The sequence below is a fragment of the Sulfurimonas sp. genome (assembly GCF_028714975.1).
Lineage (GTDB): Bacteria > Campylobacterota > Campylobacteria > Campylobacterales > Sulfurimonadaceae > Sulfurimonas.
Map to the genome: position 1 here is coordinate 68,020 of NZ_JAQTLH010000001.1, position 13,835 is coordinate 81,854.

Consider the following 13,835-nt stretch of genomic DNA (forward strand, 5'->3'; position numbering starts at 1 on the left):
TTTATGCTATAAATGAGCAAAGCCCATTTATAGGCAGAGACTAAAGTCCCTTGCAACCCCCTAAAGCTACAAAACGAAGTTTCTTTAGAAAAAACAAGTTTTTTGAGATTTGAGAGGGATTGAGCACTCTTTTTCGCAAAAGAGTACAACATCAGTGTTCAAATGATACTCAAAAATGATAAAATTCGCTTTAAGATAGACGGAGCAGTGTATGAATTATGATGTAATAGTAATCGGCGGTGGACATGCGGGAGTAGAAGCTTCTCTCTCGTGTGCAAGAATGGGTAGTAAAACTTTGCTAATCTCTATGTTGGCGGAAAATGTCGGTGCAACGAGCTGTAACCCTGCAATCGGCGGTTTGGCAAAGGGGCATTTGGTGCGTGAGATTGATGCGTTGGGCGGAGAAATGGGACTTATAACCGATGAAGCGGGGATACAGTTTCGTATACTCAATGAGACAAAGGGTCCTGCCGTTCGCGGAAGTCGTGCTCAAATCGATATGGACAGATACCGTGTAATCGCCAGAAACAAAATCCTAACCACTCCAAACCTTGACCTTGTTCAAGAGATGGCGGAGTCGCTTATCGTTGAAGATGGCGAAGTAAAAGGTGTCATAACTAACCTTTTAAACGAGTACGGCGCTAAAAAAGTAATCATCACAAGCGGAACATTTTTGCGTGGTGTTATCCATGTCGGTGAGATAAAACAGATAGGCGGACGATTTGGCGAGCAGAGCAGTGAAGGTCTTAGTGCATCGCTTCGAGCGTGCGGTTTGGAGATGGGAAGACTCAAAACAGGAACATGTGCCAGAGTTGATGCTTCATCTATTGATTTTTCCGTTATGGAGAGACAAGACGGCGATGAGATTCCAAGCCCGTTTAGCTTTAGAACCGACCGCAAAGAGTTTAGAAAAACTAAAAAGCAGGTTCCGTGTTTCATAGCCTACACAAACGAAAACACTCATAATATTATAGAGAGCAATTTTTACCGCGCACCGCTTTTTACGGGTCAAATCGAGGGAACTGGACCGAGATACTGCCCAAGTATAGAGGATAAAATCAACCGTTTTCGCGATAAAGACAGACATCATCTCTTTATCGAGCCGCAAACTTTTGAAAATACCGAGTGTTACATTAACGGTATGAGTACATCTCTTCCGCCTGATGTTCAACAACAGATGATTCACTCCGTTAAAGGTATGGAAAATGCAAAAATTGTTCGTTACGGATACGCTATCGAGTATGATTTTGTGGACCCAAGAGAGTTAAAACACTCTCTTGAGACTAAAAAAATCAAAGGACTTTATCTAGCAGGACAGATTAACGGAACAACAGGTTATGAAGAAGCAGCCGCTCAAGGACTAATGGCGGGGATAAATGCATCGCTTAGCCTGCAAAACAAAGAGTCTCTTATTTTGCGCCGCGATGAAGCTTACATAGGTGTTTTGATAGATGATTTGGTTACAAAAGGAACAAAAGAGCCTTACCGTATGTTCACATCTCGCGCCGAGTACAGACTGCTTTTGCGCGAGGAGTCGGCAGATACCAGACTTAGCCGTTACGGACATGAAATAGGACTAATAAGTGATGATGTTTATAAGAGAGTCGTATTTAAAGATGAGCAGATTCAAGAGGGTTTGAGAGTTTTAAATGAGACTACATTTACCCCAAACAAAGAGTTTATAGCATTTTTAGAGTCAATCGGCGAAGAGAAAATAAGCGATAGTATAACCGCGCAACAACTCGTTGCCAGAAAGAGTTTTGATATACAAAAGATGGTAAAAATCGTTCCTCAGTTTGACAAGTATGACGAGTACATAAAAGAGGAAATTTTGGTTGAGGGAAAATATGCTCGTTATGTTGAAAAACAAGCTCAAGAGATAGAGAAAATGAAAAAATATCTCAAAGTAGAAATTCCGCAAAGCTTTAGCTTTAAAACGATAAGCGGACTAAGCAAAGAGATAGTAGAAAAACTAGAGAAGTTCAATCCGCCGACACTTCAAGCAGCATCGCAAATCAGCGGAATAACCCCCGCAGCAATTGAAATTTTGCATATATTTATAAAAATCGAACAAAAAAAGAGATAGTTGTGAAAATATTCTATTATGTCCATACGGGTCACAGAATAGGGCTTGATAGATTTAGAAGAGCATGTACTATTATCCGTGCTTTGGGAGATGTAGACATTACTCTGCTTTGTTCGGATTTTCGTATAGCTCATCAAGCAAGAGATTTTGGAGTTAAGAACTCTGTCGGCATAGATGATGTTAGAAATATCCCAAAAATAGCAAATCACGGCGATAAAATCATTTTTGATTCCGATGAAGCAAATCCTTTCATGTTAGACGATATGCGAAAATATTTTTCTACTTTTATTCGAATAAGCGATGACAAAAATGATAAAAAAGCAGATAATGAGTTTCTAATCTCTACATATTTGAGCGGTGAGAATATTTGTAACACTATTGTTGTAGATGAGAAATATTTTAAACAAGAAGAAAAAACAATCAAATTGTCATATTTTTTCGGCGATGATGATTATGAGAAAGATTTAGAGAAACATTTAGCGTTTGTAGATGGCTTAAACCCTCATCTGCAGCTTGGTTTCTACTACTTTTTTGATTATGAAGATATGTTAAAAAATAGATTTAAAAATCATTATGAGTTTGAAGAGTATGATGAGACTATTAAAAAATCGCAAATTCTTATATCTGCTTCACCGCAAGCCGTTTTAGAGTCTCTCGCGTCCGGTTCAAAGCCAGTATATGTGCAAAGAGATGACTATACGACAAATTTTTTAGAGCTGTTTGAGAGCTTAAATATACCTATAGTGAAAAATTATGACAAAGCGTATCTTATCGATATTATAAACTCAATAAATAATCATAACTATTTCAAAATGGAACACAATTGCGAAAAAGTAGCAATTTTTATAAAGAATAGCTTAAATTTATAATTAATTAAAACTATTTTAGTATATAATCAGCCTTTTATTTTACAGGAAAGAGAGCAAACATGCATAACAGTAGCCGTAGAGGTTTTATGGGTAAAGCATTTGGCGCCGTAGCAGGTGTTGGTGCAGTTGGTTCATTGGTTGCAATGAAAAAGTCTTGGGACCCGCTTCCAAGCGTTAAAGCTGCAGGTTTTACTACTCTAGATATGTCAATATATCCGGAGGGTGAATTAATAACAGAAAAGTGGAGAGGAAAGCCAATCTTCGTTTTGAAAAAAACAGCAGCAATGATTGCAAAACAGACAGAGAGCCAAAAAGCTAGAGATATCGTTGTAGGCGATGCTCACTTTATGTTAGCTATCGGTTTGTGTACACACTTAGGTTGTATCCCGGCATATATTCCTGCTGAAGAGTCATTCCTTTGTGCATGTCACGGTGGACAGTTCAACTGGGCAGGTGAAGTTACAAAAGTTCCGCCACCGCGTGCTTTTGATATTCCTCCATTTAAAATTGAGGGTACTAAACTAGTTCTTGGCGAAGTCGGTCCGGAATACCAAAAAATGAAAGATAGCGGCATAACGCTGTAAAGGAGGAAAAATATGGCACATTTTACAGAAGCAACAAGTGTTAAAGATTGGTTAAACCAACGTTTAGCAATTGAAAAAGTTGAAAAAGTTATGGCATCCGAGTATTGGATTCCAAAAAACATTAACTTCTTGTGGGCGATGGGTATGGTTCTTGCAATCACATTCGCACTACTTTTAGTTTCAGGTATTTTCTTGTTGATGTATTATCAACCGGATGTAAGAACAGCGTTTTATAGTGTAAACTACACTATTATGAGAGATGTTGACTTTGGTTGGTTATGGAGACATGTTCACGGTGTTGCCGCGTCTGTTGTTTTCTTAGTTATCTATATCCACATGTTTACGGGTATTTACTACGGTTCTTATAAGAAGGGTCGTGAGATGATTTGGATCTCAGGTATGCTTCTATTTGTAACATTCTCTGCTGAAGCGTTTAGCGGTTATATGCTTCCATGGGGACAAATGAGTTACTGGGCAGGTATGGTTATTACAAACATTTTCAGCCTTGGAGGATTGCATTTAGATGGTTTAGTTGAGTGGATTCGTGGGGATTATGTTCCTGCTCAAGCATTCTTGACTCGTTTCTTTATGTTACATGTTCTTTTACTTCCTTTAGCAATTATGGGACTTATCGGGCTTCACTTCGCTACTCTTCGTATACCGCATGTTAACAACCAAGACGGTGAAGAGATTGATTTCGATGCAGAGAGCAAAAAATATTTAGCAGGCGACAAAGCAGGCTCAAAAGTTATGCGTTTCGCAAACGACTTTATGAGTAAAGATTTAATGGTTGTAGGTTTCTACTTGATTTTCTTCTTTTACCTTGTATTTTTCCAATACGGTTTCGCGCTTGACCCTGTAAACTTTGATCCTGCAGACGGACTTAAAACTCCTGCGCATATCTACCCTGAGTGGTATTTCCTATGGTCGTACGAAATTCTTCGTCCGTTCTCTGTTAATATCGGTCTAATAGCATTCGGTTTTGCACAAGTTATTTTTATGTTATTACCGTTCTTAGACAGAAGTCCAAATGCTATTCCGGCAAGTCGTCGTGGTGCATTTAGTGTTTGGTTCTGGGCGCTTTTAATAGATATGATTGTACTAACAGCTATGGGTAAACTACCTCCAGAGGGTATTTTCAGTACTATAGGTTTAGTTGCTGCATTAGCATTTATAGTTTTATGGATAGCACTTCCATTTATAACTATGAACGAAAAAAAAGCGTAAGGAGAATAGGATGAAAAATAAAGAACCTTTAATATTGGTTGTTGTTGTTGCTTTTACTCTCCTAACTTATTGGTTAGTTGAGCCGTATGCACACTCAGTAATGCATAAACATGTAGACGGTCAAAGTTTTACTTATGCTGATTTAGCACCGATTACAAAAACCGGTGATGCTACAAACGGTAAAAATTTAGTAGCGGGTGCTGCTGCTTGTACTGGTTGTCACTCAATCGAAAAAGCTGGAATGCCTGCTGCCGTTGATGCGGTAACTGCTGCACAAACTTACGGTGTAAACCCACCAGATTTAAGTAATGCAGGTGCTATTTATGACGCTAAATTCTTAGCTGATTTGATTAAAAATCCGGCACATGCTCTAAAAGTTGAGCATAAATTTGATGCTGCAAAAGGCAAAATGCATCCGATGGTTGCATTCTACGGTGCAGGCGGAGATTTAGATCAAGAAGTAGCAGATATGGTTTCTTACTTACAGTCAATCGCTGTAAAGCCAAACCAAGTTACTCCTAAAATGGCATATGAAAATGCTTGCGGTAGATGTCACTCGGTTTCTTATGAGAAATGGACTCAAATCGGTGAAAAACCTGCATTTAAATTTGAAAAAGACTCTTTGGCATTTGACATTAAAGTGTTAGAATACCAAGAAGCACTTACAAAATATATGGGTAAATTGCCTCCGGATCTTTCAATGTACATTCGTTCTCGCGGTGAGCATTTTATCACTACATTCATTGAGAACCCTCAAGCTCACCTTGAAGGTACTGCAATGCCAAGAGTAGGTGTTACAGCTGATTCTGCAGGGAAAGTTATTGAGTACCTAGAAGATGCAGGCGATACAAAAAGACATGAAAGAGAGTCAGTAGGTAAAATGGTATTAATTTACTCTATTATATTTGCTGTTTTCGCTCTTCTATGGAAAAAACAAGTGTGGAGAGATTTACACTAATCTTCTAAAATGATCTGCCTCTTTTGAGGCAGGCTTTTTATCTTCGTCATTAAAAAATCAAACATAATATCGCCATAAACTAAACCATGTCTTCCAAACTAATCGCACATCTGTTATATTAACTTGACAAACAGCTGATTTGTATATACAATTAGATATCCACTAATATATAAAGGGCGTTTAAAATGGCAAGCGTAAAAAAACTATTTTCTTTAGATGAAAATATTGTCAAAGAACTTGATATTGTAGCAGCAGCATTGCATAAATCCCAAAAAGAAGTAGTAGAGGCAGCGCTAGATTACTATTTTGATTATACTGACGGTATTGTTGCCGATAAAATTACACAAGATATAAAATCAGGTAAGATGAAAACCTATGATAGCAAAGATGTTTATAGAGAATTAGGCATCGAACTTTGAAAATACGCTACTCAGAACACTCAGTTAAAGACTTAAAAGATTTTAACGCACCTGAGCGAACTTTAGTGGCTAAAAAAATTGAGTACCTTGCCGATAATTTTGAAGTTTTAAAAGCAACAAAAAAAGTACGCGAATTAAAAGGCACACAATTTGAAGGGCAATACCGATATACTATTGCAAGAAAAATACGAGCAATATTTCGCATAGAAGATGGAAATTTGATACTGCTGATTTTAAGGATAGGCAAACGCAAAGATATATATGAATAAAAGTTACTACTTCTTAACAGCCACCACTAAAGTTTGGCAAATCAAATCATGCAGAGCTTTTTTGTCTCTTCTATAAAATGGAACAAATAGTCCTAAAAGAGTTGTTGCCGTAAATAAAAAGGCAACAAACCTAAAAATCGCTCTAACAAAAGTTAGATTTTCTCCGCTCTTATCATCGACTACTTTTATCTCGTAAGCTTTTTTACCGGGAGTTTGTCCAAACTTATTCAAAAGCAGTGCGTAAATAACCCCGTATAAAGCCACTCCGGCAAAAGGAGCAAGTTGTGATGACTGAAAATCATCCTTGCCGTTCATAGCCACATAAGTAATCAGATAAAGTATAGGAGCATATATCATAAACAAATCTGTTATAAAAGCTTTTACCCTATAGCTATAAGGGGCATATATAAGTTTTAACGACTCTTTTGTTTCTATTGTTTTTTTGTTTTTTTTCAGGTTTCTAAATCTCATGATGCAATTATAGCAAATTAGATTCCAAACTTATACCGCAAGTGTATTCCTTTTGGTCATTTGGAATCTAAAATAACATTTTTTGTGTAACTAAACGTCCCATTTTGTACAATTAATAACAAATGGTAAACAAATTGTCTACAAATGGCTTCATTTAAACTTAATTTAAAAATTAGGGGTGTAGAATATGCCAAGTCAGAACTTTCACATAAGTAAGAAGTGATGTATAAGTAATACGAATATTATTTATGCATCACTTCTATATGGGTGATTAATAGACAAAAAACAGGAGAAATAAATGAGAAAAATTATACTATCGGTTGCTGTTGCAGCAATGGCACTTTCTACAGCAGCTAGCGCTTTAGAAGATATTAAAGTTAGCGGTCAAGCAAAACTTTGGTATGAGACTGACAATGCGGGAAATACTGCTGCAAACCCAGGTAACCTTTTTAACAAGACTGATTCATCAGGGGAAATCGTTTTCAAACTTGGTATGACAGGTAAACAAGGTAATGTTGGATTTGGTGCTACAGTATACCAATCTTCTTCTATGGGCTTAGAGGGTAATTTAATTAATAATTACCGTACTGAAGTAACAAACGGCGATATGTTTGTTGGTGAAGCTTATGTTACTGCTCCAATGGGTGCTGGTACTACACTAAAACTTGGTAAACAAGAGTTAAATACTCCGTTCCTATTTACAGAAACTTGGAATGCACTTCCAAACACATTTAACGCAGCTGTGGTTACTAACAAATCAGTTGAGAATTTATCTTTAGTTGGTATGTATGTTGGTCAAGACAATTCAGCTTCATTTAAAGTTAATGGAAATGTAAATGATCAAATATTTGGTGGTGCACTTGTAGCTGGAGCACTTTATAAAAACAATGCATTTGATGTAAATGCTTGGTATACACATATCAGTAATGCTGTTGGTACAACTGCTAGCACAAATGCTACTGGAACTAATGGTATTGTTGAAGTTAGTAGTCCTCTTGGATATACAGGCGGAACAGTGGTTAACGCTTACTGGGTAGACGCTGGTACAAAAGTAGCAGATATCAACCTTAGAGCTTATGCTACACTATTTGATGTTAAAGCTAATGCAGACAGCACAAATGCATTTGCATTAAGCGCTGGTACTAAAGTTGGAGATTTTGATTTATTTGCAGCAGCATCTACTGTAAGCAAAGATGGTGGTCATAATGTAGCTAACGTTTCTACAGGCGGCAAAAAATCTTCTCTTCCAACAGAGGGTGTTTATACTGACGGTGTTTATGTAGCACAAAATGATTCAGTAGCGGTTAAAGCTAAAGTATCTACAAAAGTTGGCTCAACTGGTGTTGCACTACAAGCTGTTAACAATACAAATGATTCAGTAGCTGCAAAAGAGACAACAGAAGTTGACTTATTCTTAACTGACAAATTCGGTGATTTCAGTACAACTGCTATCTTAATGCACCGTAGTTTCAAAGATAATGCGACAGATGATTTATCTGGCGGATTCTACGCTCGTTTCATCGTTGCTTTAAATTTCTAATATTTTATAGTAACCCCGTCATCTTAGCATGACACATCTCTCCCAAGCGAACGCTTGGGGGTTCTGCAAAAATCCTCGTTTATGTTAAATTTAAAAATATTCTTGTATAATCATATAAATTCATAAAAAGACGGTTATCATGAAAAAAATCCTTATTCTATCTTCTCTTCTGGCAGTTGCCGTTATGTTTTCGGCATGTGGCTCCAAGTCACCTTATAAAGAACAAAAGCCGCTTGATGATGCAGCGCTTGTTTATGTTTATGTAGTATCGCAAAGCGGTGTAGCTGATAATAATAAAGATCATGCATATAAAATTAAAGTAAATGGAAAAAATGTAGAGGGCTATGTAAAAGCTGATGAGTATATAGCGCTTGATTTAAAGCCTGGGAGTGTTGAAGTAACTGCTATAAGAGCAGACGTAGAAGCACAGTCAATAAAACTGGAGCTTAAAGCCGGAGATATTAATTATCTAAAAATTAAAAGTTTCTCGGATGGTTTCGCTAAATTTGATATTATTAAATCGCAAAGCGTAGTTGCAAAAAAAGAGATAGCTAAAACTGTAAGTGCTAATTCTAAAAATATAGTAGAAAAAGAGATAGAATCTGCGACAATATTTGCAGAGAAAAAAGAGCCTGCTAAAGAGAGCGTAGTTCAAAGCACACCTGTTGCCGCTTCGGTTTCAAAAACAGATGAGTTAGAAAAAGCTTACAAGCTAAAAGAGAAAGGCATTATTTCAGAAGAAGAGTTTAAAACTCTAAAATCTCAGATTATCACTAAATAATTAGACCCTGAATCAAGTTCAGGGTGACGACCAACCGTCATTCCAAGCTTGACTTGGAATCTCTCTTCTATTTTCAAAATTTCCCCATCAGTACAAACTTTATTTTAGTTCCAAAAGATATAATACATTTATAAAAAATTTAGGAATTATAATGTTAATAGATAGCTACAATAGAGTAGTTGACTACCTACGCATCTCGGTAACGGAGCGCTGTAACTTTAGATGTCAGTACTGTATGCCTGAAAAACCGTTTTCATGGGTGCCAAAAGAGAATCTGCTGACATTTGAAGAGCTTTTCTTGTTTGTAAAAGTAGCAATAGACGAGGGTATCAAGAAAATCAGAATTACGGGCGGAGAGCCGCTGTTGCGAGAAGATTTGGATAAATTTATAAAAATGATTTTTGATTATGCTCCCGACATAGATCTTGCAATGACGACAAATGCGTATCTGCTAAAATCAACGGCACAAAAGCTAAAAGATGCAGGACTAAAACGCTTAAATGTAAGCATTGATACACTAAAACCTGAAGTTGCACAAAAAATAGCGCAAAAAGATGTTTTGGCGAATGTTTTAGAGGGTGTTGAAGAGGCTAGGGCAGTCGGACTAAAAGTAAAAGTAAATATGGTTCCTATGAAAAATATGAACGCAGATGAGATTGTAGATGTTTTGGAGTATTGTAAAGAGCGAGGTATGTCGATTAGATTTATCGAATATATGGAAAATCAATTTGCCTCTAAAGAGATAAGCGGACTAAAATCAAACGAGCTTTTAGCTATATTAAGAGAGCATTACGAGTTTATTGACGAGGGATTTGACGGCTCATCACCGTCTCATTACTACCGTATGAAAGATGGATACAAGTTTGGGATAATTGAGCCGTATGAGGATGATTTTTGTAAACAGTGTAACCGTATCCGTTTAACTGCAGAAGGTCAGCTTATACCGTGCTTATATTTTGATGAAGCGCTAAGCATAGGCAAAGCTATCAAAGAGGGAAATATTGAAGCTGCTGCCGAAGTTTTAAGAGAAGTCGTAAGAAATAAACCGGAAAAAAATCGCTGGGGCGGTGAAGAGGGTGAAGTTTCAACAAGAGCATTTTATGAGACGGGCGGGTGAAACTGCTTTGCCATTTTAAATCAAGCTTGGAACCATTTTATGCCAAGCGTTATGAATATGATATAATTTTAAGTAATATAGTTTTAAAAAGGATGATAAATGCATACATTGACTTTAAATGTAAAAGATAATGCTTACAATAATATTATTTATTTTTTAAAAAATTTGTCTGCTGATGTAGAAATTGTATATGACAAAAAAATTGCTAAAGAGAATGAGAAAATTTCACAAAATAATTTAAAAGGTGTTTTTCACAGATATTGCGATATTTCAAAAATAGATCAAGAAGATGAAATAGTAAAAAAACATGTAATTAACAACTATAAAAAAGAGAATTTTTGATTTTTATAGACACTAACTATATTATCAGATATTTAATGAACGACAATGTAGAAATGGCAAATATTGCCGAAGATGTATTAACAAACCAAAATGTGTATATTTCAAATGAAGTTTTAGCTGAAGTAATTTATGTATTAATAGGCGTATATGAAATCTCAAAAGAAGAAGTTTCAGATATGCTTATTTTGTTAATATCTTTGAATAATATTTCTACATTGGATGAAGAAATAATCAATAAGACTTTAACTATTTTTAAAGAAAAAAATATTGATTTTGTGGATTGCTTGCTTTGTGCATATTCTTCAAATAACACTATTAAAACATTTGATAAAAAGCTTCTAAAATGTATTGAAAATACAAAGAAAGATTAATATAGATGCTTTACTTAGTCGAACATTTTTACAGCATCCAAGGTGAAGGAAGGTATACAGGTACGCCGTCACTTTTTTTTCGTTTTGGCGGATGCAATATGAAGTGCGAGGGGTTTGGTTGTCAAGAGACGGCAGCAGACGGCGCAAAAGTTTTGGGATGTGATACGGTCTATGCGGTAAACAAGGAGCATTTTTTACAAAACTGGATACCCATAAACAGTTCAAATGAACTTTTAAATATTTTAAAACTTTATGAGTTGCCCAAAAAAGTAGATATCGTCTTAACGGGCGGAGAGCCGCTTATCTATGCAAGCGAGGCTATTTTTGTAGAGTTTTTGGAAGCTTTGCACTCCGGCGGGCATAGAATAACATTTGAGACAAACGGTTCCCTGCGGGTGGATTTTGGGCGATACCCAATCTATAAAAAGTGCATTTTTGCTCTCTCCGTTAAGCTTGAAAATTCAAATGAACCTTTTAGTAAAAGAGTTAGAGGCGATGTCATAAACTCCATTGCAACAAATGCAAAAGAAGCTTTTTTCAAGTTCTCAATTGATTCGGAGTCTATAAACTTGGGGCTTGAGGAAGAGATTTCGGAGATAATTTTACATTCGCCAAACACACAGGTTTACTGTATGCCTATTGGCGGAAATAAGAGAGAAGTTGAGGCAAATACCGAACCTCTTATAGAGTTTTGCAAATCAAAAGGGTACAATTTTAGTGATAGGCTTCATATCAGGATTTGGGATCAAAACAAAGGTGTGTGATGATAATTAGAAAACTTTTTAAATTTGAAAATGCCCATATTGTAAGAGGATGTTCTACGATTAGATGTAGAAGTTCTCTGCATGGGCACTCTTATAAAGCAGAGCTTCTTTTTTCCTCAAACTTTTTAGATAACGGTCAAATGGTTTATGACTTTGGACTTATGAAGCAAAATATAAAAGCCATTATTGATAGTTTTGATCATGCCGTTGCTATTTGGAGCGGGGATGAGGGCGAGTATATAGAAGATATGAAAAAACACTCTGATAGATGGGTGCTTATCCCCGTTTCTCCCTCTGCAGAGCAATTTTCCCGTCTGATTTTCGTGCTTATAGATAAACTTTTGGAGTTGACTACAACTATAAACGGAGAAAAAGAGGTAAAGCTTCATAGCGTAATAGTTCACGAGACCGATACCGGATATGCTCAAGCTTTTAGAGAAGATGCCTATTCTAAAAACATGGGTATTATAAACTTGGATGAGATTATCTTTAGCGATGAGATACAAAATAGCTGGCAGGACTGCAAGCTGTTTGAGAAGATAAAAAAGGGTGAGGAGTTTGTTAATCCTCAGAGTGTTTGAAATATTATGGTATAATTCTTTTTGCGAGTAGAACTTTTATATGTATAGTGGGGCTGAAGCCTAGGGGAGTAATTAACCTCTAGGCTTTTTTTTTGTCTATGCAAAAACAGTCCCTAATACATATAAGGGGGATTTTATGAATAAGCTACTACTCGCAATATTACTTATTTGCATTTTTGCAACTAAGCTATGTTAGCTTATTTAGGGGCTTGTCCCCTATCCCCTATCCCCTATTTATTAAATCAACAACTTCTTTAGAATTAAAACTAAATCTTGTCGGAATTATTTTAACGCTGCTGTCTTTTTTAAGAATTTCGCAATTATCTTCTACTATTATATAAGAGTTGGATACTGCTAGCGGTGATATCATTCCGGGTGAGAAATTTTCATACGGTGTAAAAGAGGTACCGTCAAAAGAGCCGGGAATAAGCGTTCTTCTTCCACCTTTTACTATGCACTCATTTGCCATTTTTGTTTCTATCGTATTTATATACTTTGCTTCATCTCCGCTAAGAGCTAAGATAATGCTTTGAGCAAATAGCTCAAAGTTAAGTGCGGCAGCTAGAGGGTTTCCCGGGAGATTTAAGACTAAAGTCTCTTTTACGCGACCAAAAGTTGTCGGTTTCCCCGGCTTAATCTCGATTTTGTCAAAAAATATCTCATAACCGAATGCTCCAAACGCCTCTTTTGTAAAATCGGCATCGCCTACACTTACCCCGCCTGATGTTATGATCAAATCGCTATCAAGTGCACTTTTAATATATTTTTTTATATCTTCAAGCGAATCGCAAGCAGTCCCGATAAAATCAACTTCGCAGCCAAGCTCTATTGCTCTTGCAAAAAAAGTCGGAGTGTTTGTGTTGTAGAGCTGATGCGACTCAACACTCTCGTAATGCATTTTAAGCTCGTTTCCGGAAGCGAAAATAGCTATTTTTGGTTTTTTATAAACTTTGATATGGCTAATGCCTTGTGAAGCTAAAATAGTAATGTGGTGTGCATAAATTCTTTGCCCTTTGTGTAATAAAACGGTTCCGCATTTAATATCTTCGCCGGATAGACGGATATGTCTACTTTTTTTGAGATTATTCGGCAGGATTACTCCGCCTTCACACACTAAAGCATCTTCAATAGGAACAATACACTCGCACCCTTGCGGAATTTTTGCACCGGTCATTATCTTAATGGCAAATCCGTCCTTTAGCTCTTCGCTTGAGTTATCTCCCGCAAAAATCGTATGATTTACTCTAACTTCTCTGCCGCCGTCTTCAATCTTTACTGCATAACCGTCCATTGCGGAGTTATCATATGGGGGAAGATTATGCATTGCCATAATCTCCTCCGCTAATATATGTCCTAAAGCTTGCTCAAGAGGTACTATCTTAACTCCTTTTTGGATAGAGTTTTTATAAATATATTTAAGTGCTTCTTCTATCGTAACAGCCATGCTTCTTCTTTT

At 36.6% G+C, this 13,835-nt stretch carries 16 protein-coding genes; 14 read left to right on the forward strand and 2 right to left on the reverse strand.

From position 1 onward, the window contains the following. Positions 1–211 precede the first annotated feature (211 nt). From mnmG to PHQ93_RS00395, 7 genes are all read left to right on the forward strand, one after another. The gene (gene mnmG / locus PHQ93_RS00365; protein ID WP_299939455.1) at positions 212–2,086 is read left to right on the forward strand and encodes a tRNA uridine-5-carboxymethylaminomethyl(34) synthesis enzyme MnmG; all 1,875 of its coding nucleotides are present in this window, start codon (positions 212–214) and stop codon (positions 2,084–2,086) included. 2 nt (positions 2,087–2,088) lie between these two features. Continuing rightward, positions 2,089–2,955, forward strand: a complete 867-nt coding sequence (locus tag PHQ93_RS00370; RefSeq protein WP_299939457.1) for a hypothetical protein — start codon at positions 2,089–2,091, stop codon at positions 2,953–2,955. A 59-nt stretch (positions 2,956–3,014) separates the two neighbouring features. Then, positions 3,015–3,539, forward strand: a complete 525-nt coding sequence (petA, locus tag PHQ93_RS00375) for a ubiquinol-cytochrome c reductase iron-sulfur subunit (protein WP_299939459.1) — start codon at positions 3,015–3,017, stop codon at positions 3,537–3,539. A 12-nt stretch (positions 3,540–3,551) separates the two neighbouring features. Then, positions 3,552–4,766, forward strand: coding sequence for a cytochrome bc complex cytochrome b subunit (locus PHQ93_RS00380; protein ID WP_299939461.1), 1,215 nt, complete (start codon positions 3,552–3,554; stop codon positions 4,764–4,766). A 10-nt stretch (positions 4,767–4,776) separates the two neighbouring features. Continuing rightward, positions 4,777–5,724: a c-type cytochrome gene (locus PHQ93_RS00385; RefSeq protein WP_299939463.1), complete on the forward strand. Its 948-nt coding sequence runs from the start codon at positions 4,777–4,779 to the stop codon at positions 5,722–5,724. A gap of 185 nt (positions 5,725–5,909) precedes the next feature. After that, entirely contained in the window at positions 5,910–6,143 is a 234-nt protein-coding gene (locus PHQ93_RS00390; protein ID WP_299939465.1) for a hypothetical protein, read from the forward strand. Then, a complete protein-coding gene (locus tag PHQ93_RS00395) occupies positions 6,140–6,412 on the forward strand; it encodes a type II toxin-antitoxin system RelE/ParE family toxin (RefSeq protein ID WP_299939467.1) in 273 nt (90 codons plus the stop codon). Before PHQ93_RS00390 ends, PHQ93_RS00395 begins: the two co-directional genes overlap by 4 nt. A 6-nt stretch (positions 6,413–6,418) precedes the next feature. Here the strand turns inward: PHQ93_RS00395 and PHQ93_RS00400 are convergent, their stop codons facing one another. Next, entirely contained in the window at positions 6,419–6,883 is a 465-nt protein-coding gene (locus tag PHQ93_RS00400) for an RDD family protein (RefSeq protein WP_299939469.1), read from the reverse strand. A 298-nt stretch (positions 6,884–7,181) separates the two neighbouring features. Between PHQ93_RS00400 and PHQ93_RS00405 the strand changes: the two genes are divergently transcribed. From PHQ93_RS00405 to PHQ93_RS00435, 7 genes are all read left to right on the forward strand, one after another. After that, entirely contained in the window at positions 7,182–8,423 is a 1,242-nt protein-coding gene (locus PHQ93_RS00405) for a hypothetical protein (protein ID WP_299939470.1), read from the forward strand. A 139-nt stretch (positions 8,424–8,562) separates the two neighbouring features. Continuing rightward, entirely contained in the window at positions 8,563–9,204 is a 642-nt protein-coding gene (locus PHQ93_RS00410) for an SHOCT domain-containing protein (RefSeq protein WP_299939471.1), read from the forward strand. Positions 9,205–9,355: 151 nt separating this feature from the next. Continuing rightward, positions 9,356–10,321 (forward strand): GTP 3',8-cyclase MoaA, encoded by a 966-nt coding sequence (gene moaA, locus PHQ93_RS00415; protein ID WP_299939473.1) that lies wholly within the window; start codon positions 9,356–9,358, stop codon positions 10,319–10,321. Positions 10,322–10,420: 99 nt separating this feature from the next. Then, a complete protein-coding gene (locus PHQ93_RS00420) occupies positions 10,421–10,663 on the forward strand; it encodes a hypothetical protein (RefSeq protein ID WP_299939475.1) in 243 nt (80 codons plus the stop codon). Continuing rightward, a complete protein-coding gene (locus tag PHQ93_RS00425; RefSeq protein ID WP_299939476.1) occupies positions 10,660–11,034 on the forward strand; it encodes a PIN domain-containing protein in 375 nt (124 codons plus the stop codon). The genes PHQ93_RS00420 and PHQ93_RS00425 overlap by 4 nt, the downstream gene beginning before the upstream one ends. Before the next feature lie 5 nt (positions 11,035–11,039). Then, positions 11,040–11,798, forward strand: coding sequence for a 7-carboxy-7-deazaguanine synthase QueE (locus tag PHQ93_RS00430; protein WP_299939477.1), 759 nt, complete (start codon positions 11,040–11,042; stop codon positions 11,796–11,798). Next, positions 11,798–12,379 carry a 6-carboxytetrahydropterin synthase gene (locus PHQ93_RS00435; RefSeq protein ID WP_299939479.1) on the forward strand — a complete coding sequence of 194 codons (582 nt, stop codon included), beginning with the start codon at positions 11,798–11,800 and terminating at the stop codon, positions 12,377–12,379. Before PHQ93_RS00430 ends, PHQ93_RS00435 begins: the two co-directional genes overlap by 1 nt. Before the next feature lie 223 nt (positions 12,380–12,602). Here the strand turns inward: PHQ93_RS00435 and PHQ93_RS00440 are convergent, their stop codons facing one another. Beyond that, positions 12,603–13,823 carry a molybdopterin molybdotransferase MoeA gene (locus PHQ93_RS00440; RefSeq protein WP_299939480.1) on the reverse strand — a complete coding sequence of 407 codons (1,221 nt, stop codon included), beginning with the start codon at positions 13,821–13,823 and terminating at the stop codon, positions 12,603–12,605. Positions 13,824–13,835: the final 12 nt, after the last annotated feature.

Coding starts and splice junctions, on each gene's coding strand:
- mnmG (WP_299939455.1), top strand. CDS start 212: ATGAATTATGATGTAATAGTAATCGGCGGTGGACATGCGGGAGTAGAA.
- PHQ93_RS00400 (WP_299939469.1), bottom strand. CDS start 6,883: ATGAGATTTAGAAACCTGAAAAAAAACAAAAAAACAATAGAAACAAAA.
- PHQ93_RS00410 (WP_299939471.1), top strand. CDS start 8,563: ATGAAAAAAATCCTTATTCTATCTTCTCTTCTGGCAGTTGCCGTTATG.
- petA (WP_299939459.1), top strand. CDS start 3,015: ATGCATAACAGTAGCCGTAGAGGTTTTATGGGTAAAGCATTTGGCGCC.
- PHQ93_RS00390 (WP_299939465.1), top strand. CDS start 5,910: ATGGCAAGCGTAAAAAAACTATTTTCTTTAGATGAAAATATTGTCAAA.
- PHQ93_RS00385 (WP_299939463.1), top strand. CDS start 4,777: ATGAAAAATAAAGAACCTTTAATATTGGTTGTTGTTGTTGCTTTTACT.
- moaA (WP_299939473.1), top strand. CDS start 9,356: ATGTTAATAGATAGCTACAATAGAGTAGTTGACTACCTACGCATCTCG.
- PHQ93_RS00435 (WP_299939479.1), top strand. CDS start 11,798: ATGATAATTAGAAAACTTTTTAAATTTGAAAATGCCCATATTGTAAGA.
- PHQ93_RS00430 (WP_299939477.1), top strand. CDS start 11,040: ATGCTTTACTTAGTCGAACATTTTTACAGCATCCAAGGTGAAGGAAGG.
- PHQ93_RS00380 (WP_299939461.1), top strand. CDS start 3,552: ATGGCACATTTTACAGAAGCAACAAGTGTTAAAGATTGGTTAAACCAA.
- PHQ93_RS00420 (WP_299939475.1), top strand. CDS start 10,421: ATGCATACATTGACTTTAAATGTAAAAGATAATGCTTACAATAATATT.
- PHQ93_RS00405 (WP_299939470.1), top strand. CDS start 7,182: ATGAGAAAAATTATACTATCGGTTGCTGTTGCAGCAATGGCACTTTCT.
- PHQ93_RS00440 (WP_299939480.1), bottom strand. CDS start 13,823: ATGGCTGTTACGATAGAAGAAGCACTTAAATATATTTATAAAAACTCT.